Genomic DNA, 24739 nt, shown 5'->3' with positions numbered 1-24739 from the left:
AGTTAATTCATATCTTACTAGGAGGTTATATCCATGTCAAGATCAAAAAATGTAGACATTGTAAAAACAGACAAAGTAAATGAAATGCTTCCAATTGGTCAACTTGCTACTTTAGGCCTTCAACATGTATTGGCAATGTATGCAGGTGCGGTTGCTGTACCTTTAATTATTGGTGGTGCTGTGGGTTTAACCCCAGCACAACTTTCACTTTTAATAGCCGCTGACTTATTTACTTGTGGTATTGCAACTTTGATACAAGCAATTGGTATAGGATCTTATGTAGGTATTAAACTTCCAGCTATTTTAGGATGCACCTTTGCAGCTGTTGGTCCGCTAATCATCATTGGAAAAAGCTTCGGAATGCAGACTGCATATGGTTCAATAATGGTTGCCGCAATTATAGTTGTACTTGTTGCACCGTTATACGGCAAAATATTAAAATTTTTTCCTACTATAGTAACAGGTACTGTTGTTACTATGATTGGTCTTTCCTTAATCAATGTTGGTGTAACTAGCATCGGTGGAGGTTCTGGAGCAAAAGATTTTGGAAGTATACGTAACCTTCTACTTGGAGGCTTTGTAATGATCATAGTACTACTTTCCAATAAATTTTTTAAGGGTTTTTTTCAGGCAATTTCCGTCTTAAATGGAATAGTTTTAGGAACTGTAGCTGCATCATTTATGGGAATGGTTGATTTTTCACAAGTCACAAACGCAAAGTGGATCAGTTTTGTACATCCTTTTAACTTTGGTATGCCAAAATTTGATTTAGGTTCAATAATTATGATGACTTTTGTAATGCTTGTGGTAATGATTGAATCAACAGGAACATACCTTGGCATTGGTAAAGTCTGTGGCAAAGATATTACACAAAAGGATATTGTACGTGGACTTCGTGCAGAAGGAATTGCAACATTTTTAGGTGGCATATTTAATTCCTTTCCCTATACTACATTCAATCAAAATCTAGGACTTTTGGCACTTAGCAAAGTAGTGAGTCGTTTTGTTGTTATTGCTTCTGGTATCATTCTTATTGCGCTTGGATTGGTTCCAAAATTTGCAGCGCTCGCTACAATTGTTCCCCAACCTGTTATTGGTGGAGCCACAACTATAATGTTTGCAATGGTTGCAGTCGCCGGTATACAAATGCTTGCGAAAGTAGATTTTAATAGAAACTCAAATATGTTAGTCGTTGCCTGTTCTATTGGCGTAGGACTTGGAATAACTGCTGTGCCTACATTATTTGATAAAACACCTATAATTTTCAGATCTATATTTAGTAGTGGCATAGTTTCTGCCTCCGTAGTTGCAGTCCTACTTAATGCTTTCATGAATCACGATGATAAAAATGCTCACACAGATATAAAAGTTTCTGAAACAAATTTGAATGTATAATTACAAATTTAAATACATTAATTTAGATACCTAAGATAATAAAATTAATACTCTTCACACTAGCCTTAATAAATCTCTGAGTTTATTTTCAGAGATTTTTTTAATGTTATTAACCTTGGTAGATTTAATCGAAATTTATTTTTCACTAATTGTATATATATTTAAATGCATATTGCTTCATAGCATCTTGCATTAAATTAAGAAATTATGAGTTTAGCATAACTAATAATGCAGAATTTTTAAATATTTGATAATATTTCACTATTGACTCTGTCACTTTTCTATAATAGAATAAACCTAATTACTTTAAAATATTGGCTTATTAAATTAAAAAGTAATATTTTATTAGGAGGTTATTATCATGTTAAAAGAACAAAAAGTAGATAAAGTAAATGAAATGCTTCCAATTGCTCAACTTGCGACTTTAGGACTTCAACATGTCCTGGCAATGTATGCAGGTGCAGTTGCTGTACCTCTAATTATTGGTGCTGCTGTTGGTTTGTCGCCAGCCCAACTATCACTATTAGTAGCTGCCGACTTATTTACTTGCGGAATTGCCACTTTAATACAAGCAGTCGGGATAGGTTCTCATGTTGGAATTAAGTTGCCCGCAATTTTAGGATGCACCTTTGCAGCAGTTGGCCCGATAATTATCATCGGTAAAAGTTTAGGAATGCAAACAGCTTATGGTTCAATTATGGTTTCAGCAATTATTGTTATACTTATTGCACCATTGTATGGTAAAATATTAAGATTTTTTCCCACTATAGTAACAGGTACTGTAGTAACAATGATCGGTCTCTCTTTAATAAATGTTGGTGTAACTAGCATTGGAGGAGGTGCAGGAGCAAAAGATTTTGGAAGTGTACATAATCTTCTACTCGCTGCCTTTGTAATGATCATAGTTCTACTTTCCAATAAGTACTTTAAAGGATTTTTTCAAGCAATCTCTGTTTTAAATGGCATAGTTTTAGGAACTATAGTTGCATCATTTATGGGAATGGTTGATTTTTCTCAAGTCACAAATGCAAATTGGATAAGTTTAGTTCGTCCCTTTAACTTCGGTATGCCAAAATTTGATTTAGGTTCAATAATTATGATGACTTTTGTTATGTTAACTGTAATGATTGAATCAACTGGAACATACCTTGGCATAGGTAAAGTCTGTGGTAAAGATATTACACAAAAAGATATTGTACGTGGACTTCGTGCAGAAGGAATTGCAACACTTATAGGTGGCATATTTAATTCTTTTCCTTATACTACATTTAATCAAAATCTAGGACTATTAGCACTTAGCAAAGTTGTAAGCCGTTTTGTTGTTATCGCATAAGGAATCATTCTTATTGCACTTGGATTAATTCCTAAATTCGCAGCACTCGCTACAATTGTCCCTCAACCAGTTATTGGTGGAGCTACAACTATAATGTTTGCAATGGTTGCAGTAGCCGGTATACAAATGCTTGCAAAAGTAGATTTCAATAGAAATTCTAATATGCTAGTTGTTGCTTGTTCTATTGGTATAGGTCTCGGGATTACTGCTGTACCTACAATATTTAATCAAACGCCAACAATTTTCAAATCTATATTTAGTAGTGGAATAGTTTCCGCTTCAGTAGTTGCAGTACTCCTTAATGCTTTCATGAATCATGATGATAAGGACGCACACAGCGATATAAAACCATCTAAAGTAGATTTGGATGTTTGATAATTAAATTTAATATATAAATATCTTATATCAATAATCCTAATGTTCATAATCCACAACAAAGTAGAAAAGCACCTAAATTCTTAGGTGCTTTTCTACTTTTCATTTATTTTTCTTTTACTAAGTATTTTTTAATGATGAAATTTCTTTTAACCCAGCTGATATAACTGCAAATACTAAAATCCATGATATAAGTGTAAGGATAATCATATGTATTGGAATGCTTGCTATACTTTTTTTCTTACTAATTTACCACGATAACCCTCATCCACAATATTTCCATTTTCAAAAATTTTATGACCTCCCGCAATAGTATAAATCACTTTTCCTCTAAATTTTCTACCAACAAACGGGCTAACTTGATGCTTATATAACAAGTCTTCCTTTTTAAGGATAAACGATTTGTTTATATCAATTATTGCCAAATCTGCATCACTTCCTAGTGAAATTTTACCTTTTGATGGGTAAATTCCAAATCTTTTAGCTGGATTTGCAGAGGTTAGTTTAGATATTAACTCTAATTTAACTCCCCTTTTCCAATATCCTTCTTCTAGCAAAACATTTAATGTGCTTTGAGCTGAAGATATGCCTCCCCATACATCAAAAATATTTTTTTTCTCGCTTCTATCCTTTAACTCAGGCAAACAAGGCGAATGGTCAGAAGATATAATATCTATATCCCCATCAACTAATGATTTCCATAATTTATCTACATCCTCTTTTTTTCTAAGTGGAGGAGAACACTTAGCAATTGCACCCTGCTTTTTTAAATTTTCAACAGTTAAACTTAGATAATGAGGACATGTCTCAACAGTGACATCAACACCTCTACGCTTTCCAATTTTAACTCTTTCAACTACCTCACTATTACTCGCATGTACTATATGAATTTTACAATTTGTAGCCTCTGCCATGCAAATAGCTCTGTCCACTGCTTCAATCTCTGAAACAATAGGTCTTGATTCAACATAATCCTTAGCTGTAAGCCTTTTATCTAATATTGCATCTGTTGATAAATGTTTAGTTATAACTTCGCTTTCAGCATGAATCATTGCAACCGAGTCAAGCCTCGATATTATTTTTAACCCCTCAAATAAACTGTCATCATCTAAGTAATTAAACTCTTTAATACCACTGTTTGACATGAATCCTTTGAAGCCTATAACTCCACACTTTTTAAGTTCTTCTAAATAATTAAGGTTCTCTGGGACTACCCCTCCTAAAATACCAAAATCTATCATGGATTTTTCCAGTGCTAAATTCTTTTTAACTTTAAATAAACTAGGATAAATTAAAGGCGGATCACTGTTTAAAGGCATATCGAAAAATGTTGTAACTCCACCTGCCGCTAGGCTACGACTACCTGTATAAAGCCCCTCCCATTCAGTTCTACCAGGTTCATTAAAATGAACATGTATATCTATTAATCCAGGTAAAACATAAAGTTTCTCTGCATTTATAACTTCACTTGCAGTTGCTAATTCATCTATTTTTGAACTTACTTCAACTATTTTACCGTTTAATATTCCAATATCACCTTTTTTAATAGAATGTTCAAATACAATATTTCCATTTCTTATGATTACATCATACTTACTCATAACCCTATTCCTTTCTTTATATTATTATTGTTTTCTGGAATTATATTTTCCTTCATTAATAACCAATAAGTAATTCCACTTACAATTACTCCTACAAACCAAGAGAATGGAGCTAAAACTTTAAATTCAGATATCATGGCTACTGGTACTGATATAAATATACCAATGAGTAACGCCCATATAGCATTTTTGTTAAACCCATTTTGATACCAATATGGACCATTTAATTGAAACAACATTTGTACAGCTACTTTTTCTTTTTTAATTAGATAGTAATCAACTACAATTATTGAGAAAATTGGACCTAAGAAAGCGGCCAATCCACCTAAAAAATAATTTATAACATCTGGGCTCTCAAATATTTTCCAAGGTAATATTATTATAGAAACTATGGCAGCAATTATTGCACCACGTTTAAAATCAATATGCCTCGGAAATAAGTTAGAAAGGTCATAAGCTGGTGAAACCAAGTTTGCAACAACATTTATCCCAAGTGTTGCTACCATAAATCCCAAAGCTCCAATAACTTGAACTGAATTACTCGGAATCTTTTGTACAAGTAGTATAGGATCATAGATTGCCGATCCAAAAATAACTATAGTTCCTGCGGTAGTAATTACACTAGCTATAGAAAATAGAGTAAAGTTAACAGGTAATCCCCAAAAATTAGCTCGCCTAACCACTTTATTATTAGGTGAAAATCTAGTAAAGTCACAAACATTAAGGATAATTGTGCTAAAATATGCTACTACCAATGCAATAGCTACCATAAATGTATAAACAGCATTTAGACCAACTACTTTTTTATCTGCTAATCCAACATTTAAATTAATATGGCCACCAGATGCCTGTATAACATATATAATTAGAAAGGACATTAAAATATAGACTAATGGCCCCGCAAAGTTATCAAATTTTCTAACTATCTCCATACCAAATACAATTATTATCAATTCAATAACCCACATAATCAAAAATCCAATCCAATTAAGGTAATTAAGACCTAGAAAAGAGCCTGTCATAAGAGATTTAGCAGCTGGATTAAAGATTAATATAATTCCTACTATAGATAAAGATGCCAAATAAGTTTGTATTCCATACCAAAATACGGCAACAACTCCTCTTATAAGTGCAGGTATATTACCACCAAATACACCAAATGATATACGACTTATTACCGGATATGGTACCCCCAGCTTCGTACCAACTTTACTAGTAAGGTTAGCAAGACACATTACAATATATACCCCAATAAGTTCAGCTAATAAAACCTGCCATGCTTTTAGTCCCATAAAGAACAATCCGGCTGCAAATGTATAACCCCCAACACTATGAACATCAGACATCCACATTGCAACAATACTATATGTTCCCCATTTACGTTCTTTTGCAGGAGCTAAATCTTTATTATATAAATTTCTGCTTGGATTAATTAATTCATTAGTAAATATGCTCATAACTTTTTTCACTTATATTCCTCCATTATGTTTATTTTGTAAAATATTTATCTTTAGATACGCAATGCAAGTGCATTTATTGGTAACACTTTTGTGCGCCTAGAAAAACAAAAGGTATATACAAAAAAATAAAAGCACAAATCCGTAGACTTGTGTTTATAATGGCATTTAAACAAGCAACTTCCTACGCTGGCATTACCCAGATCAAGTTTAGGGTCAAAAGAAATCTATCTTTACTCTCAGCTGGTATATCCAACTCCCCTGTGCACAATATTAAATTTTATTTATAAGCTAATTCATAAATCGAATGAATTAGTATCTTAACACCCTCTGCTAAATCCTTTGCTAATGTATATTCTTCTGGTGAATGACTAATTCCATTATGACTAGGCACAAACAACATTGCTGTTGGAACAAATTTAGCTACTATTTGAGAATCATGTCCTGCCCCACTATACATAATTTTGTAATTCACTCCAAACTTATCACATTGATTTTTCACTACTTTAACAATGTCTTTATTCATCGGCACTGGATCTACATCCATCCACATATCAATATTAATTTCTACTTTCTCTTTCGAAGCTATTTTTTTAATTTTTAAAATTATGTCATCAGTAAACTTAACTAAAATATTCTTATCCGTATGCCTTATATCCAATGTAAATAGAGAGTTGCCTGGAACAACATTCACAATGTTTGGCATCACTTCTATTTTCCCTACTGTTGCAACAAGTGGATCTCCATATTTTTTAGCTAAATCCATAATTAAATTTATAATTGAACTTGATATAACTAATGCATCTTTTCTGTATCTCATTGGGGTTGTTCCAGCATGGTTTGCCTGCCCTTTAATATTAATGTTAAATCTTCTTTGCCCTACAATATTTGTTACAATACCTACAGACTTTTTTTCTATTTCTAGAACTCCGCCTTGTTCAATATGTACTTCGAGGAATACTTTTAAGTCATCTCGGATTTTGTTATGTTCATTTTTAAAATCAAACCCACATTTTCTCATATCATCCACAAAGGAAATACCATTTTCATCTTTTATATTTTCAACATCCTCTGTTTTTGCAATACCGAAAATGTTTTTTGATCCCCAGAAAGTATACGGAAATCGGCTTCCTTCTTCCTCTGCGATTGAAACTATTTCAATATTTCGAAGTGGTTTTCCATATTTTTCTTTTAAATACTTTACAGCAACTATTCCTGCAACTATACCGAATTGTCCATCATATATACCACCATTTTTTACAGTATCAACATGAGATCCTGTCATAATGGTTTCATCTTTAAATGATTTCCCTTTTAACGTTCCAAAAAGATTTCCTACTTCATCATAGTAAGCTGAAAATCCTTCATCTTCCATTGTTTTTTTAAGTGCATCTTGAGCTTCTATCCACTGCTGAGTGTATAGTAATCTTGTAACTCCACCCGCAGAATCTTTTCCGAACCCCCCTAACCATTTTAATAATTTTATTGTTTCTTCTTCAATATCAAACATTAATTGAACCCCTCCACAGAAAAGCTTCAACTATTCCTATGCTCTACTATAAACACACTTCGTAGATTTTTTTGTTTATGCATTAATGCTTGAACTTGCTTATGCTTAAAATATATTCGCATGTTAAAGAATATGGGTCTTTAGCTTTCATAATAGATGACATAACAGCTATCCCATTACTCCCAGCATCCATAACTAAATGTGTATTAGATGGATGGATACCTCCTAATGATATAATTGGAATGTTAATATGTTTTTTTATTGTTCTAATAAGTTCTGTGCCTCTAGGAGGAACCCCTTTCTTACAATCTGTTTTAAAAATGTGTCCTAATAATATATAATTTGCACCATGTTTTTCAACCTCTACTGCCTCTTCAAGGCTATGGACAGATACACCTCTAGTTCCATCAAAAGGGAGGTTTTCATTAATAAAGCTCTCAAAATTAGTGTGATAACCATCCGCCTCTACGGCTTTAGCCACCTCTATATTATTATTTATTATAAGTTTTACACCTGTATTACCTATAATTTTTTTAATCCTAACCGCTATAGGTAACAGTAGTTCATATGATAAATTCTTTTCTCTTAAAATAACTGCATAAATACCCGCTTTTATAGCTTCTTGAATGACCTCATAAAAATTTTTATCGCAAGCAAGCTTTCTATTAGTTATAAGAAAAATCATTTATAAAACCTCCCTTAAATATTGATTTATATGTTTACCTGTTTACCCTCTTAAGCAGTTCTATCATAAGATATTTCAAATATTTTCACCCTATAAATGTTATCGGGAACAAAAAATGCAAGCTCCAAAAGAGCTTGCAACAAAAAACGTTGTTAGAAAAACTCCCTACGTTGGAATTACCCAAATCAGGTTATGAGGGTCAGAGACAACATCTCTTTCTCAGCTCATTAGTACGAGCTCCCCTTGCTTATTTTATTTAATTATCATTGCATTGATTATACGGCTAGAATAATTCTATGTAAAGTCTTCTAATCATAAAATCAATTATTGTGACTTGTTAACGATTCGCCAGTTTATAAATTTGATAGGTGTCTTCTCTATCAAGTTTCTTAAAACCGCCAATCTTGCGTTTGCCATAGAACACGCAAAATTATAATCAATAACTGTTATACTTTAACTATTTATACCCTTATTATTTACACTTACTGTTTTTGATATATATTTAATGTGTATTTTCATATATAAAAACTCCTACAACAGATGCAATTATAACTACAATTATTGAAAAAACAAATATACTAATTGTAATTTGTTTTTTTTGTGAAATTATGGGCTTGTGTTTCAAACCCTTTGCCCCAATTTTCTTATTGCTACTATTTGTTGCTTTAAAGTTCGCAACTACTTCTTCCACTCCTACATTATCATTCTCATCATTTACTGCTTTCTTATTTTCTAATATAATTCCACATTTGAAACAATATTTAGCTCCTTCTATATTTTTGTTTCCACACTCTGAGCAATACATTCTATTTTCCCCCTATTTATAACTTTCAACCATATCTATATTAGATGCATTACATAAATGTTAATCCACCCCCCCACTTATGAAAAAAGTTTCCCCAAACAAATATTCAGAGAAAACATAAGGCAGACTCTAATTAAAATTCTAAAATTCCATACGACAATATTCTATGTTAGTTTTGTTTAGTATATGCTTATGTGGAAAATGGACTTTAAAATTTGGATATGAGTTAGATCCAGAATAATTATAAATTAAAGAATATATCGAAATGTCGTTAAATATTTTGCTATAATTTTAGTAAATGTGATATTATACTTTATATTAGTTAAAGTTAATATTGTACTTGCACAATCTATGAATATGAAATTATTATTATAACTACTATTTCATTTGTGCTTGCTTTTTTTAATAATATAATCGGTTTTTTTGAATAAGAAACTTGAATGGAGGTTATTTATGAAAATTTTAAAAGTAAAATTGCTTTATGACAACTCTAGACTACCTGAATATGCACATCCTGGTGATGCTGGTTTGGATATATTTTCAATTGAAAAAGTAATACTAAAACCAGGTGAAAGCAAATTAATAAATACAGGTATTAGTATAGAATTGCCAGAAAATACAGAGGCGCAAGTCCGCCCTAGGAGTGGATTGGCATTAAAACATCAAATAACTGTTTTAAATACCCCTGGGACAATTGATGAAGGCTATAGAGGTGAGGTTGGAGTAATTCTAATTAACCATGGTCAAAATGTCTTTGAGATAACAGAAGGAATGAAAATAGCACAGATGGTAATCAGTCCTGTAATGCGAGTTAATATTGCAAAAGCAAAAAAATTAAATGATACTATCCGCAATGATAGTGGTTTTGGATCTTCTGGTAATTAATGTTCGGAGTTTTCAATAAACTAACTATTAATGCACCAACTAATTATTTAATAAAATACCGTAAAATTCAGGACTTCTGAATTTTACGGTATTTTACGTTACATTTCAAATACGTTTCTTTCATATATGTTTTTTATTATCTCCCTATCTTATAATAACTTCACTCATATATATCCATTTTTAAGATTTCTTCTGTTACTAAAGTACTTGAATTTAAAACTAAAGATATTCCAGGACCAGGATGCAGTGAACTACCGACGAAAAATAAATTATTAACTTTACTTGATTTAAAATGTGGTCTAAAATAGTTCATTTGTTTTAGAGTTGGACTAAGGCCAAAAGATGTACCACCATAAGTGTTAAATTTACTTTCCATATCTAGCGGAGTGAAACAATCTTCGTATTGAATATTTTCTTCTATATCCTCAAGTCCTTTAATGTTTTTCAATTCATTTAGAATTATATTAGTCAATAACTTACTGGTTTGTTTATCCCATTTAACTTCTTTAAAAAAGAGGTTAGGTACACGAAGCATAATATTTAAGCAATCGCCTTTCATTTTAGCCATGCTTTTATCTATTCTACTTGGACAATAAATATATAGAGAAGGGTTATTAGGCAACATACCTTTGAATGCTGACTCAATGTTTTCTTTGAAGTTCTTACCCAAGTATATATTATGAACTGCTAACTTTGGATATTCTTTTCTAAGTCCCAAATGAATAATGAAGGTAGAACAAGAGTATTTCATTTCAGATAATTTTTTATCATTGTATTTATCTTTGTAATACTCATCCTTTACTAAGTTCTTCATAGCATAAGAAAAGTCTGCGTTACATACAACTAAATCTGCTTTTTCTGTTTTTTGAGATGTTTTTACACCAATAGCTTTGTCCTTTAAAAATAAAATTTCCTCCACAGTTACTCCAGTCTTTATGATTCCACCAAATTCATATATTAACTTTGATAAGGCATTAATAAATGAATACATGCCCCCTTTTATGTACCACAATCCATATAGCTGAGAAACAACTGGTATAAGAGTATAGATATTAGGCCCATTGAATGGGGATATACCAATATACATACATTGAAATGCTAAAAAATTGCGTAGTTTCTCGTCTTTTATATATTTAGATATATACTCATAAGCATTTGAAAGAGTATGAACTTTGAAAGCTTCTTGTATAGATTTTAAATTAAAAGAATCTTTTGGCGTATCTTGAGATTTTTGTAAAAAATATTTATTGGCAATTAAATACTTTTCATAAACATCAGATATAAATTTAAAATATCCTAATGAATCTTCTTTTGAAATGCCCTCTAATGTTTTTGTTAAAGAAGACATATCGGTATTAAAATCAATAGCAGTTCCATCCGAAGAAAAAAGCCTATAAATAGGATCTATTTCTATAAATTCTAAATAATCAGCATAGTTTTTATTAACATATGAAAATATTTCTTTATAAGAATTAGGCATCATCAAAATAGAAGCTGATAAATCAAAACGAAATCCTTCAGTTTGAATAAAGTTAACTGTTCCACCTATGGTTTCTTCTTTTTCATAAATTTCAACCTCATATCCATTGCTTAAAAGTCTTAACGCTGTGGCCAACCCACCAACTCCAGCACCTACAATAATCACTTTTTTTTTCATATCATACTACTCCTTCACAAATAATAACTTATTATTTATTATCACCATAAAGTTTTTTTATAGACATAATTTTCTATTATATCTAATTATTAATGAAGTTAAAATTGGAATCTACTTTGATAAAAATCTGCAGTTTAAATCAAAAAATATAAGCCACTTCATTTATGAATTGGCTTATAAACCTTATTAATTTTATATACCTTTATAAAATACACATTTATAATAATTGTTTACTATATAAAATTAATCCACTTTCTTTAATATTTCTTTAATTTCCTTATTATCCGAAATCATAAAGTCGAAAACATCGGTATTTCTTTTTATAATGGAAGATACATTTTCATAAACCTGCTTTTCTATATATAATTCTGCTGAATTATCACCATCTATCAAGCTATATATATATTCAAGTGTTTTATCTAAAAATACATATATATCTTTTAGTAAATTAGCATCTTTGGTTTTATAACTATCTAAACAAAAAGAGACAGATTCTCTGATTAATGAAACATTTCCACTACTTATAGTAGTTCCATTTTCTAATATTAATAAATTCAATTCAATTTTTTTTAATTTTAACAATATATCATCACTAAATGAAACCATTAAATTTAGTGATTCTTTATCAATTTTTTTACTTGTAGGAATATCTTTAATTAAACTTCCAGATAATTTATTTTTTGAATATATGAAAACTAATAAACCTGAGCCTAAACATATTATATTAATTATTAAACTTATTAAGACCTTACCAAATAATAAAGAAATAATTGTAGCAAGACACCCAACAATAAAAAATATTGAAAGATTACTTATTAAATTGGTGATTTTATGCATTTTATTAGTCAATGGATTAGTGCTATTTTTTACTATATTTGGTCTTAAAATTTTTATAAATTGTTTAAATTTTTCTATTTCTAGATTATTTAAATTCTTTATGTTTTGTTGTCTCACTTTTTCATCTAAAGATTTTTGAACTTCCTTTTTTTTAGTATTTTCAAATTCTAATTTTTCATATAAGGCCCTTTGAGTTTCTTTTTTTCTTAAATCTTCAAATTTTAATATTTCTTCTTTTTTTACATTCTTAAAATCGAAAAGTTCTTCTTTAGTCATTTTAACATATTGATCCTGCGACGCAAACAAAGATGTGGGATATATTATTAGTTTATTTGAATCATCAAATATTGTATAAACAAGTTGCCCTTTTTCTTCACCCATTTTAAAAACAGAATATGTTTCGCCCTCCTTTAAACTGTCTAAATTAAAAATGCCTAAATATACTACGTCTTTTATGGATTGTAGTAATCTATGTGTTGGGAAGAAAATTTGATCAGGCTCAACTATTTCAACACCACCTTTCTCATTTACAACCCTATAACAAGGCAATACATTGAAATCATATTCGTATGTATACTCAGTTGTTGTATCAAGTACAATATATTCTTTTCCTTTTGTAAATTCAGCTTTTTCAGTGCGACATGTTTTTAATTCTAAATATTCTCGTTTCATAAATACATCCTCCTTAAAAAAACTAAATCATCATATTATACATTATGCAAAATTACTATTAAGGCAACTTATATCTATTTATAATACTTACAATCTTTCTACATCTTCTATCATTTTCCTTCTAAGTTTAAATAATAAACTAAAATAACCCCATATTTATAATTCTCAGTAATATTCATAAAGAAAATTACTAAGAATTAGATTCTTTGTTTGCACTAATTAGCTTATTCCTCTTCACTATTATTATATTGATTAAAATACATGTTATAGTATTTGCCTTTTTTATTTATAAGTTCCGCATGGTTTCCCATCTCTATAATTTTACCATCATCAATAACCATTATTTTATTTGCATCTCTTATAGTGCTTAGCCTGTGAGCTATAATAAAGCTAGTTCTCCCCTTCATTAATTTAAGCATAGCTTCCTGTATTCTAAGTTCAGTTCTAGTATCAACACTACTAGTAGCTTCATCTAATATTAATATAGATGGATTTGTTAATATTGCCCTGGCAATAGCTAAAAGTTGTCTTTGTCCTTGACTAAGATTACTTCCACTCTCCGAAAGTAATGTTTCATAGCCACTTGGAAGTCTTTTTATAAATTCATGTGCATTTGCCATTTTAGCTGCATTTTGTACTTCTAAATCTGTTGCCTGTAGATTTCCATATTTTATATTTTCTTTTATACTTTCGCTAAAAAGATAGGTATCTTGAAGGACTATACCAAAACATCTTCTAAGACTATCTCTTGTATATTTTCTTACGTCAACACCATCAATATATATTTCACCACTTGTAACATCGTAAAATCTAGTAAGTAAGTTTACAATTGTAGTCTTCCCTGCCCCTGTTGGTCCTACAAGTGCTATGCTTTCACCGCTTTTGGCCTCAAAATTAATATTTTTAAGAATATTTACATCTTCTCTATACCCAAAATACACATTATTAAATTGAACATGTCCCTTGGATTCATTCAGCTCCTTTGAATCTTTTACATCTTCTGTTTCTTCTCCTGCATCAAGTATTTCAAACACCCTTTCAGCTCCAGCTACCGCGGATTGAAGTGTATTAAATATGTTTGCTAAGTTATTAAGTGGTCTTACAAATTGCCTTGAATAACTTAAAAAGCTGGCAATTACACCTACTGTGATCATGCCTTCTACTGCTAGAACTCCGCCCACCCCAGCCACTGCTGCAAATCCAATATTATTTATAACATTCATAATTGGCATTAAGAATCCAGAATATATTTGAGCCTTTAGTCCAACCTTGCACAATCTTTGATTTATTTCATCAAATTCCTTAACAGTTTTATCTTCATGATTAAAAGCTTTTACTATATAAATTCCAGATATAGTTTCTTCTATTTGTCCATTTAGTTTCCCAAGTTCCATTTGTTGAGATTTAAAAAGCTTGCCGGTCCTTTTTGTAATAGCTTTAGTTAATAGAAATACTAAAGGTACTGTAATTAAGCTTGCCAAAGTTAATATAGGGCTTAGAATTATCATCATAATAAATGATCCTATTATAGTTATAACTCCCGCCATAAGTGCAATTGCAGATTGTGATATCGTCGAACTAACATTATCAATATCATTTGATAGTCTACTCATAATATCTCCATGGCTGTTTGAATCAAAAAAAGACATCGGAAGTTTTTGTAGTTTTAAGAACAAATTATTTCTCATAGTCATAACTATTCTTTGACTAGAGCTTGCCATGGCAAACCCTTGAAATAAGGTTATCGCTGCATCTGATAAATAGGATATTAATAATACAATTACTATTATACTTAGAAGATTAAAATCCACTTTTCCATTATTAGATGACATAGCATTGACAGCTAATCCTATAAGATATGGCCCTAAAAGCACTACGGCGGAATCAATTATTATAAATATAAATATTGTTATTAATGTTTTCCTTTCAGCTCCAAAATAACCCCATAATCTTCTTAAAGTCTTTTTAAAATTTTTCGGTTTCACTACAGGTGCATTACTTCTTCTCCCACCCCTTCTACCATTAAAAAGCATATTGACGCTTTTATTGTCATCTTTATATTTATTATCAGACATCTACATCATTTCCTTTCCAATTTGAGAAAGGAAGATATCATTGTATATTTCACAACTCTTTAAAAGTTCTGTATGACTTCCAATACCTTTTATTTCCCCATTATCTATTACTATTATTTTATCAGCTCTCATTACAGAGGTTATTCTATGTGATATTAATATGCAAGTTAAATCCTTAGCATATTTTTTTAAGCTTGCCCTTATTTTAACTTCTGTATCTGTGTCGACTGCACTGGTTGCATCGTCAATTATTAGAATTTCAGCTTTTTTTACTAATGCTCTTGCTATAGATATACGTTGCTTTTGTCCGCCTGAGAAATTAACACCACCTTGTCCAATCTTTTCATTATAACCTTCTGGGAGTTTATCAATAAAATCACTCGCCTCAGCTACTTTTAAAGCTTCTTTAATTTCCTTAAAACTTGCTTTATCACTTCCCCATTTCATATTTTCTAATATAGTTCCAGAAAATAACAGAGCCTTTTGTGGCACTATTGCAATCTTCTCTCTTAATGACTTTATATCTAGCTCTTTAATATTTACACCATTAACTTTTATTTCTCCACTCAAGACATCATAGAACCTAGGAATTAAATTCACAAGAGTACTTTTACCTGAACCTGTAGAGCCTATTATTCCAACAGTTTCTCCTGGCTTGCAAGTAAATGATATATCCTTTAATATTGGCTCCTTATCCTTATTATATGAAAAAGACACGTGTTTAAAATCTACTCTTCCTCTATATTTAGAATTATCTACAATTCTATTTCCATTGATCATGCTATTTTTTTCTGAAAACACTTCACTAATACGCTCTGAAGATGCTCTCGCACGTACAAACATTGTAAAAACATTAGTTACCATCATAAGTGAGAACAATATTTGTGTCATATAATTTGTAAATGCAATTATTTGTCCTACATGCATACTACCTATGTTTACATATATCCCACCTATCCATATCACTAAAATAATACCAATATTAACTATAAATCCAATTATTGGAGTAAAAATAGATGTTATTTTCATAGCTGTAGCCGAATTATGTGTAAGCAAAGTGTTCTTATTTTCAAACCTTTCAGTTTCATATTTAAATCGATTAAAAGCTTTAACTACCCTTACTCCTGATAAATACTCCCTCATAACTCCATTTACACTATCAAGTGACTTCTGTACCTTAATAAAATATGGGAATCCGATCTTCATATTGAAATATATAAGAATAGCTACTACTGGTACAATCGCAAATAAAATTATGGATAGATGCAAGTTTAGTCTTGCAGCCATTATAATACTACCAATACCTACAATTGGTGCTTTAACAAATATCCTCATAAGTCCATTAACAAAATTTTGAACCTGCGTTACATCATTTGTAAGTCTTGTAACTAAAGTGGCCCCTTCAAATTTATCAATATTCTCAAAAGAAAATTCTTGAATCTTTTTAAATAAATCATATCTTAAATCTGTTCCTAACTTTTGTGAAACATTACTTGAAATAACATTACGAATACATGCAGATATTGCTCCTACTCCAGCAATTATGAGCATAATTACTCCCATTTGAATTACATAATTTAAATTTTTATTTGCAACACCCACATCCACTATTTTGGACATTATGGTCGGTTGCATTAAATCACAAAAGGCTTCAAATATTACAAAAAATACTGCTATGCAAAATTTCAAACCATACTTATGAGCATATCCTTTTAAATAACCCAGAGTAAATCACTCCCCCAAACTTTAATAATATATTTTATAAGACAATTATAATTGTGTTACATTCACTGCTGTTTTACAATAGAATGAATATAACAAAAGAAGGCATTTAACTAAAATTGCCCTCTTTGTTGTAACTTTGCTGCTATTATTAATTATATGTTCAACTAATACCAATATTATTAAAAACAATTTTATTTTAGTATTTTTCTAATAAGTTTAGCTCTATTTCCATAAGGCGGAAAAATAAGTTTTATATCTATAGAAGTATTTTTCTTTAATATACTTTTTCTGTGAGAGAATGTTTCAAAACTATCTTTACCATGATAAGAGCCCATACCAGAATTTCCAACTCCACCAAATGGCATGTTGGAACTTGCTACATGGAATATAGTATCATTAACGCAACCTCCCCCAAAAGAAACCCTATTAAGAACTGCCGCTTCAACATTTTTATCTTCAGTAAAAACATATAGTGATAAAGGCTTTGGTCTATCATTTACCATTGCAATAACTTTTTCTAAATCTTCATATTCAAGTATTGGCATAATTGGCCCGAATATCTCATCTTGCATAACTGCATCCTTCCAATTTACTTTATCAATAATTGTTGGTTCAATGTACAAAGCACCTGCATTTGAATGTCCACCATAAATAATTTTGTTTTCATCCTTATCAAGTATTGCAGATAATCTTTCAAATTGCCTGCTATTAACGATTCTTCCATAATCAATACTCTTAGAAGCATCTTCACCATAAAAGCTTACCACTGTGCTTTTTAATTTTTCTATAAAATCTTCTTTTACATCTTTGTGCACGAGTATATAATCAGGAGCTATACAGGTTTGTCCTGCATTTACAAGTTTACCCCATAATATTCTTTTAGCAGCTATTTCTAAGTTTGCAGTTTTATCCACTATTACTGGGCTCTTTCCACCAAGTTCAAGAGTTACAGGTACTAGGTTTTCGGCTGCTGCCTTCATAATTATTTTTCCAACTGGTACACTACCTGTGAAAAATATATAATCAAAATCTAGGTTAATAAAAACCGATGTGGTCTCTCTTTCCCCTTCAACAACTTGTATATATTTTTTTTCAAATGTTTCTTCAATAATTTTTTTTACTAAACTTGAAACAGTCGGTGTACTTTCAGAAGGTTTTAATATAGCACAATTACCAGCAGCGATAGCCCCTACCAAAGGTTCAATTAAAAGCTGAAATGGGTAATTAAAAGGACCTATAATAAGTACAGTTCCATATGGCTCATACATAATATATCCCTTAGACGAAAATTGATGCAACGGTGTTGTCACCTTTTTAGTCTTAGCCCAATTCTTTAAATGCTTAATAAAATTACCTATGCTGTCTAAAACAAAGCCAATCTCTGTACCGTAAGCTTCAAATTCACTTTTACCTAAATCCCTGTACAAAGCATTTATTATCTCTTTTTCATATTTTTTAATTACACTCTTCAACTTTTTAAGCGCAGAAATTCTATAATCCATGTTTCTTGTTTCATCTGTATGAAAAAACTTATTATGTTCGTCAAGCATACTTTGCGCTAATGTTTTATCAATTATGTCCATATTAAACCCTCCATTTGGTTATTAAATTAATACCTTCATTTATAAACTTAGCATCTGTATAAATTATACAGCATATTGTTGTATATTCCCAATATCTTTTATATCATTATCCCTAATTTAGTTCAGTAAAACCTTTGTTCCTGATACATAAATGCATTTAAAATAAAAATAATAATAGTATTAAATCATCTCCTGCGGAGCTGCAATATTAACAACTTTGGAAGCAGATTTAGACTGCCACCAAAGTAATTTTCCTAGGCTAGACAACTGCCACTTATAGAAGATGGCAGACTTGAAGCTTCCAAAATGTTGTTAAACACTTTATTAATTGCTATCGTTATAGTAACTAACTTATAAAGTATATAATATAAGTAATAGCTTTAAAAATATTATTAAAAGGAGATCTAAACTATGGAAATGATAAAAACAATAGAAATGCGTAAATCCACTCGAGGTTATAAAACTGAACAAATTAAGGATGAGTCCTTAAATGTAATCCTTAATGCTGGTTGTGCTGCACCCGTAGGCATGGGTGCATATGATTCAGTACATATAACAGTCATTCAGAATTCCGATTTATTAGACAAAATCACAAAAGTTACTGCAAATACATTTGGCAATCCAAAAATGAAACCATTTTATGGTGCACCTACATTAATAATTGTTTCAGGTAAAGCAAACGAAAAAGCTCCTAATATTGAGGTAGCTAACACAGGTTGCATTATTGAAAACATGGCTCTCGCAGCTACTGATATCAATATAGGTAGTGTTTACCTATGGGCTTTCATATCATCATTTTCTGCTGATAAAGAATTATTAAAAAAGCTCGATTTACCTGAAGGTTTTACACCTATTTCCGGTATTGCATTAGGTTATCCAATTGAATCACTAACTAAAACAAAAGGATTAAAACACAATATTAAAATAAATACTATTAAATAACAATAAAATCTATCAAACAAAAGCCCTATTATTTTATTAAATAATAGGGCTTTTGTTTGATAATACAATAAATACGAAAAAAACACTCCTTACAATTATATGTATAGTTAAATATAATCAGGAATTTATTTTCTTACGACTCATGCCTATATTTAAAACAATTACTAGCAACATAATTTTTCCCGGCGATAAATGTGAAATTTTCACGGATAATTATAATACTCTAATATTAATTTATTAATTAAATGTCTCTTATTATATATAGATTTAATAATACTTATAATAATGGTAAAATATTTTTAATTATAAACAGTAATAGTCATAAAGCGAAAAACCTAAAGCATAAAATAATTACAAGATATATTATGAAATAAGAAACTTACATATCAGGGACATATAGAATGTATTTGCTTCTACTTATAAAAATACTTTTAATACTATGATTTATGAAATATTCAAAAACGATCTTTGAATATATAAACAATTAATTTAGGGAGTAATAAAATATGAGAGGATGATTATGTATGAAGATTTTTATTGTTGGTGGTGGATTTGCAGGAATAAACGCAGCTAAGGAACTTTCAAAAAGGCTTTCTAACTCGCATGAAATATTTTTAATTAATAAACATGGATATACTACTATGTTACCTAATTTACCTGAAATAGTTAGTGATAGGCTTACCGAAAATGATATAACAGAAAATATAACTAATTTAATACCACCATCAGTAAAGTTTCTAAAAGAAGACATAACATCAGTGGATCTAGATGAGAAAATAATTCATACAAAAGATAATAAATATATGTATGATTACTTAGTTCTAGCTTTAGGTTCTAGAACCAATTTCTTAAATTTTAACCAAAATTTAGAGAAAGTCAATGTTTTAGATTCCTTAGCCTCTGCTGAAAACGTAAGAAAAAGATTTTTAGACCATGTAAAAGAAAAAGAAGAAGTCAATTTAGTAATATCCGGAGCAGGTTTTACTGGAATTGAACTTGCTTGTAATTTATATGAATTATGTAAAAAGAGAGGCAAGAAAATAAATGTTACCATAGTTGAACTAGGTAAAAAACTATTACCTATGCTTTCTGAAAAATCACGAACTCATGTATTGAAAAAATTTGATAAGTTAAAATTTAATATAAGTTTAGAAAATGAGATTAAAATTTTTGATGGTAAAAACATAGTTCTTAAAAACGGTGAAGTTATTAAAGATGTTTTCTTTTGCTGGTGTAGTGGAGTTAAGACTTCTTTGAAACCAGTTGGTCTTTATGATACTCTTTCTGATGGACGAATAATCGTAAATAAATTTTTATCGATTCCTAAATATCCTCAGGTTTATGTTGCTGGCGATGCAGCCGCCATAAAAGATAAGAATGATCATATGCTTCGACGTGCTGTTAATTTCGCCGAATTATCCGGGAAAAATGCAGGTAAAAATATAGCCCTTCATATAGAAGGCAAAGAAATGGAATCATTTACACCTGTTGACTTAGGCTGGATTATACCCATTTATATTACAAGTGTTGGTGTATCTCTAGGCAGAAATGTAAGAGGTCGAAAAGGCATATTTATGCATTATATGATTTGTGGTATAAAAAACTATAGTTTTAGAAATTTTGGGAAGGAATTTATAGCTGCGATTAAATATACTTTTGTTAAAGCAAAATAATTGAAAAAACCTGTGAGATGATCTTTTCTCTCAGGCTTTTTTCATTATTTCTCAACTTTTATTTGTTTTTGTTTTTGTATTTTATTCTAAAACTAATTCTTGAATTGATTTTCCTGGTGGTACAATTGGATATACTCCTTCATCCTTATCTATTAGACAATCTATAAGAATAGGCTTTCTTGCTTTTTTTACAGTTTCAAGAACACTTATTAATTCCAAAACACTAGTGACCTTGTATGCTTCAATACCATAAGCTTGAGCTAGCATTACATAATTTACTTCATTACCTATATCAGTTTCAGAATATCTTTCATTACTAAACATTCTCTGCCACTGTCTTACCATTCCCAAAGTGTGGTTATCCATAATAACTGTAACTATAGGAAGCTTATACTTCGAAATTGTCTGAAGTTCATTACAACTCATTCTAAAGCTTCCATCACCAGTTACCAAAAGCACCCTTTTATCTAGTTTTCCCATTTGAGCTCCAATTGCAGCACCAAGTCCAAATCCCATGGTTCCAAGGCCTCCTGACGTAACAAATGTTCTTGGCTTATTAAATTTCCATTGTTGAGCTGTCCACATCTGGTGTTGTCCTACATCTGTCGTGACAATTGTATCTTCTTCTAGCGCTTCATTTAAACACTTAAGCACATTATTATGAGTTAAATTATTAGGGCTCTTACACTCATTCTTAACATCTACATGCGGTGCTACCTTCCAGCTCTCTATTTCCTTATGCCAAGATTTTCTGCTTTTCTGCTTCATATAAGAAAGTAACATTTCTAAAATAGCATTCATATCTCCAACTAAAGATAAATCTACTTTTTTATTTTTATCTATCTCAGTTTCGTCAATATCTATTTGAATGATTTTTGCCTTTGGCGCAAATTCATCTGCATTCCCAATTACTCTATCACTAAATCGAGCACCAATAGCTATAACTAAATCACTATTAGTAACTGCTAAATTTGTTTCGCGAAAACCATGCATTCCTACCATACCAAGTGATAAATTATTATCTCTTGGTATAGTGCCAAGTCCCATCAATGTATTTGCCACTGGGATATCCCCTATTTGTGCAAACTTACATAATTTCATTGAAGCATTGGCTGTTTTTATTCCACCACCAGCATAGATTATAGGCTTTTTCGCAGACTGAATCATTTTAACTGCTTCTTGCATTTTTCCTAAATCTATCATAGAAGTGCTATCGTGTTTTTTATCTTCTCTTTTTACCCTTGTATATTCTGTTTTACTTAAAAAAATATCCTTTGGAATGTCTATAAGTACCGGCCCTGGTCTACCACTACGTGCTATTTCGAAAGCTTTTCTTATTTCACCTGCCAAATCCTTTTCATCCTTTATAATACAACTATGCTTTGTTACAGATAAAGTAATTCCCATTATGTCTATTTCCTGAAAAGAATCACGTCCAAGCAAAGACCGCGCTACCTGACCTGTAATTACAACCATTGGAATTGAATCCATATATGCAGTTGCAATTCCCGTAACGGTATTCGTAGCTCCTGGTCCTGAAGTTACAAAACAAACTCCAACCTTTCCTGTTGCCCTCGCATAACCATCTGCCGCATGAACTGCCGCTTGTTCATGAGCTGTTCTAATATGAGTGAAATAGTCCAATTCATCATAAAGTGCATCATATAATGGAATTACAGCTCCACCTGGATATCCAAAAACAATATTCGCTTCCTGCTCTTTTAGGCACTTAAGTAATATTTGAGCTCCACTTAGCATCATTGTCTCACCCTCTTCTAATATATTTTTTATTAACATTTATATCGTTCATACATTTTTTTCTATTTACAAGCTGATACCGAAGCAACTAAATCTAATGACGGTTCCACTTCTTTTATTTGATTTTCATCCTTAAATTCTTTTATTTCATATACATTTATAATCTTTCTAAGCTGCATCATCGCTTGTTCTATACCTAAATTGGAACATTCTTCTATTGTTATTTTTAAATCAGAATACCCACCGATTTCACACTCTTCCATAACAAGTCCTGTTATTTTAAATTCTTTTCTTCTTAAGGTATTTGTAACTCTCACTAAAGCCTCTATACCATGTTCCACCTTTGCACTTATAGTTTTATACATTACAATTCCTCCTTTTTTTAGAAAATAAAAAAATCTTTCGTCCCTATAAGCATAGATATCTATGCTTATAGGGACGAAAGATTCGCGGTACCACCCTAGTTCGTAATTTACTATTATAAATTACCTCATTATTTTTGGTCATAAGAAATAATTAAATGCATTTCCTTAACCATAGCCCTATATCGGAGGCATCCGTCTTAGTTTACTCATTGCAAAACTGTGTTTTTTCACACTAGCTCAATTTCAACTAAGCAGCTCAGGAGTGATTATTACATATCCATATCAACACCAACTCTCAGCAAACGTTGACTCTCTGTTGTCTTAAATGTGATATTTTTGTCTCCTTCATAGCTTTATAAATTTAATTCTTATTACACATAGTATTCTAAATTCGCACAATTGTCAAACAATTTCTACAATTTAATTTATATATATTTCTAATATATTCTGGGTCCAAGAGGAATTATGCCAAGTATAGGAAATTTATAATAATGAATTCAAAACGATTTTTACTTTTTTAAAAATATATTAACATACTATTCTTATTTTCAATTTCTAGTATCATTTCCAATAAAATAACGTATTATATAATAAATACATTTAAGGAGTGATTTTATGTCAAAAGCTGAAACAATAAATAATAAGATTGAAGATAAAACTAAATTAGAAGATGTAGATAATAATAAAATTTATACTGGTGAAAATGATGAAGAGGTCCTAAATTGTGAAGGAAGCCCTTGTAACTTTGTATACAAAGATACAAATGATGAAGAATAACTGATTAGTTAACTCTTGGTTACTAGAAGATAAAACTAAATTAGCACTACAATTAATAATTTAGTTAGCTATAAACATTATTAGTAATAACATAATACATCTGCCTTTCAAACCACATTTCTATACACGGTTGCTGGCAATGTGCTTCCATAATGAGCCTATTACAATAACCTAAGAAGAGCCAACGTAAAATTTTATTTTTACGTTGACTCTTTTTTTATAAATGATATATTCTTATGATTTTTATATATTCTAACATATTCATACGAGTTATTTTTCTTCTGGCACAGCATAAAATATACATACTAAACTTCCTATAACAATTAATAAACCTATAATTGCGGGTAACCCCATAACATCCACCCCTCCTTCTTTTAATCTACTATAACACTTGTTACTATATATTATTACCATATTTAATAATTAAATGCAAATATGTTTTATTTTGTTATAGTGAGTCATATATTTTCTTACATAATCAAAAAAACATCCCAGACTCAAATTCTTTTTCAATATATTTAAGAACAAAATCTCCCTACGGTCGAGTAAAAACCCTTATGCCAAGCAAATATGATAATCTCATCGTCCTTTGATTATCATATTTGCATCACATTCTGGGCATAGAACAA

General features: G+C 30.5%; 17 protein-coding genes, 1 pseudogene, 2 riboswitches and 1 other annotated feature. Of the genes and pseudogenes, 6 read left to right on the top strand and 12 right to left on the bottom strand.

Annotated elements, in window-relative coordinates; translation table 11 throughout:
• Window positions 1-33 precede the first annotated feature (33 nt).
• Window positions 34-1395, top strand: a complete 1362-nt coding sequence (locus tag KPL38_RS06655) for a nucleobase:cation symporter-2 family protein (RefSeq protein ID WP_216288366.1) — start codon at window positions 34-36, stop codon at window positions 1393-1395.
• Between the two features lie 361 nt (window positions 1396-1756).
• Window positions 1757-3103: pseudogene (locus KPL38_RS06650) on the top strand (nucleobase:cation symporter-2 family protein).
• Between the two features lie 227 nt (window positions 3104-3330).
• Here KPL38_RS06650 and allB read toward each other — a convergent pair.
• From allB to KPL38_RS06625, 5 genes are all read right to left on the bottom strand, one after another.
• Window positions 3331-4704: an allantoinase AllB gene (gene allB, locus KPL38_RS06645; RefSeq protein ID WP_216288365.1), complete on the bottom strand. Its 1374-nt coding sequence runs from the start codon at window positions 4702-4704 to the stop codon at window positions 3331-3333.
• Window positions 4701-6173 carry an NCS1 family nucleobase:cation symporter-1 gene (locus tag KPL38_RS06640; protein WP_216288364.1) on the bottom strand — a complete coding sequence of 491 codons (1473 nt, stop codon included), beginning with the start codon at window positions 6171-6173 and terminating at the stop codon, window positions 4701-4703. Before KPL38_RS06640 ends, allB begins: the two co-directional genes overlap by 4 nt.
• A gap of 151 nt (window positions 6174-6324) precedes the next feature.
• Window positions 6325-6434, bottom strand: a riboswitch (TPP riboswitch).
• A 7-nt stretch (window positions 6435-6441) separates the two neighbouring features.
• The gene (gene allC, locus KPL38_RS06635; protein WP_216288363.1) at window positions 6442-7671 is read right to left on the bottom strand and encodes an allantoate deiminase; all 1230 of its coding nucleotides are present in this window, start codon (window positions 7669-7671) and stop codon (window positions 6442-6444) included.
• 82 nt (window positions 7672-7753) lie between these two features.
• Window positions 7754-8356, bottom strand: a complete 603-nt coding sequence (locus KPL38_RS06630) for a thiamine phosphate synthase (protein ID WP_216288362.1) — start codon at window positions 8354-8356, stop codon at window positions 7754-7756.
• A gap of 144 nt (window positions 8357-8500) precedes the next feature.
• Window positions 8501-8610, bottom strand: a riboswitch (TPP riboswitch).
• A gap of 248 nt (window positions 8611-8858) precedes the next feature.
• On the bottom strand, window positions 8859-9161 hold the full coding sequence (locus KPL38_RS06625; RefSeq protein WP_216288361.1) for a zinc-ribbon domain-containing protein: 303 nt from the start codon (window positions 9159-9161) through the stop codon (window positions 8859-8861).
• A 453-nt stretch (window positions 9162-9614) separates the two neighbouring features.
• Between KPL38_RS06625 and dut the strand changes: the two genes are divergently transcribed.
• Window positions 9615-10046 carry a dUTP diphosphatase gene (gene dut / locus KPL38_RS06620; protein ID WP_216288360.1) on the top strand — a complete coding sequence of 144 codons (432 nt, stop codon included), beginning with the start codon at window positions 9615-9617 and terminating at the stop codon, window positions 10044-10046.
• Window positions 10047-10206: 160 nt separating this feature from the next.
• On the opposite strand, the gene KPL38_RS06615 is transcribed toward dut, so the two are convergent.
• The 5 genes from KPL38_RS06615 to KPL38_RS06595 all read right to left on the bottom strand — a co-directional run bounded on the left by KPL38_RS06615 (window position 10207) and on the right by KPL38_RS06595 (window position 18595).
• Window positions 10207-11703 (bottom strand): phytoene desaturase family protein, encoded by a 1497-nt coding sequence (locus KPL38_RS06615; RefSeq protein ID WP_216288359.1) that lies wholly within the window; start codon window positions 11701-11703, stop codon window positions 10207-10209.
• A gap of 243 nt (window positions 11704-11946) precedes the next feature.
• The gene (locus KPL38_RS06610) at window positions 11947-13212 is read right to left on the bottom strand and encodes a hypothetical protein (RefSeq protein WP_216288358.1); all 1266 of its coding nucleotides are present in this window, start codon (window positions 13210-13212) and stop codon (window positions 11947-11949) included.
• A 224-nt stretch (window positions 13213-13436) separates the two neighbouring features.
• Window positions 13437-15287 (bottom strand): ABC transporter ATP-binding protein, encoded by a 1851-nt coding sequence (locus KPL38_RS06605; RefSeq protein WP_216288357.1) that lies wholly within the window; start codon window positions 15285-15287, stop codon window positions 13437-13439.
• Window positions 15288-16976: an ABC transporter ATP-binding protein gene (locus KPL38_RS06600; protein ID WP_281419329.1), complete on the bottom strand. Its 1689-nt coding sequence runs from the start codon at window positions 16974-16976 to the stop codon at window positions 15288-15290.
• A gap of 227 nt (window positions 16977-17203) precedes the next feature.
• The gene (locus KPL38_RS06595) at window positions 17204-18595 is read right to left on the bottom strand and encodes an aldehyde dehydrogenase (protein ID WP_216288356.1); all 1392 of its coding nucleotides are present in this window, start codon (window positions 18593-18595) and stop codon (window positions 17204-17206) included.
• Between the two features lie 411 nt (window positions 18596-19006).
• On the opposite strand from KPL38_RS06595, the gene KPL38_RS06590 reads away from it, so the two are divergent.
• Together KPL38_RS06590 and KPL38_RS06585 are read left to right on the top strand one after the other, a co-directional pair.
• Window positions 19007-19537, top strand: a complete 531-nt coding sequence (locus KPL38_RS06590; protein ID WP_216288355.1) for a nitroreductase family protein — start codon at window positions 19007-19009, stop codon at window positions 19535-19537.
• A gap of 524 nt (window positions 19538-20061) precedes the next feature.
• Window positions 20062-21210: an NAD(P)/FAD-dependent oxidoreductase gene (locus KPL38_RS06585; protein ID WP_216288354.1), complete on the top strand. Its 1149-nt coding sequence runs from the start codon at window positions 20062-20064 to the stop codon at window positions 21208-21210.
• A gap of 81 nt (window positions 21211-21291) precedes the next feature.
• On the opposite strand, the gene ilvB is transcribed toward KPL38_RS06585, so the two are convergent.
• The gene (gene ilvB / locus KPL38_RS06580; protein WP_246577844.1) at window positions 21292-23007 is read right to left on the bottom strand and encodes a biosynthetic-type acetolactate synthase large subunit; all 1716 of its coding nucleotides are present in this window, start codon (window positions 23005-23007) and stop codon (window positions 21292-21294) included.
• Between the two features lie 23 nt (window positions 23008-23030).
• Window positions 23031-23333, bottom strand: a complete 303-nt coding sequence (locus tag KPL38_RS06575) for an ACT domain-containing protein (RefSeq protein ID WP_216288353.1) — start codon at window positions 23331-23333, stop codon at window positions 23031-23033.
• 66 nt (window positions 23334-23399) lie between these two features.
• Window positions 23400-23691: a binding site (T-box leader), on the bottom strand.
• A gap of 257 nt (window positions 23692-23948) precedes the next feature.
• Between KPL38_RS06575 and KPL38_RS06570 the strand changes: the two genes are divergently transcribed.
• A complete protein-coding gene (locus KPL38_RS06570) occupies window positions 23949-24110 on the top strand; it encodes a hypothetical protein (protein WP_216288352.1) in 162 nt (53 codons plus the stop codon).
• Window positions 24111-24739: the final 629 nt, after the last annotated feature.

The organism is Clostridium psychrophilum, assembly GCF_018861705.1.
Lineage (GTDB): Bacteria > Bacillota > Clostridia > Clostridiales > Clostridiaceae > Clostridium_AD > Clostridium_AD psychrophilum.
The sequence above is the reverse complement of the archived record's forward strand: the minus strand, read 5'-3'. Positions and strand labels throughout refer to the sequence as shown.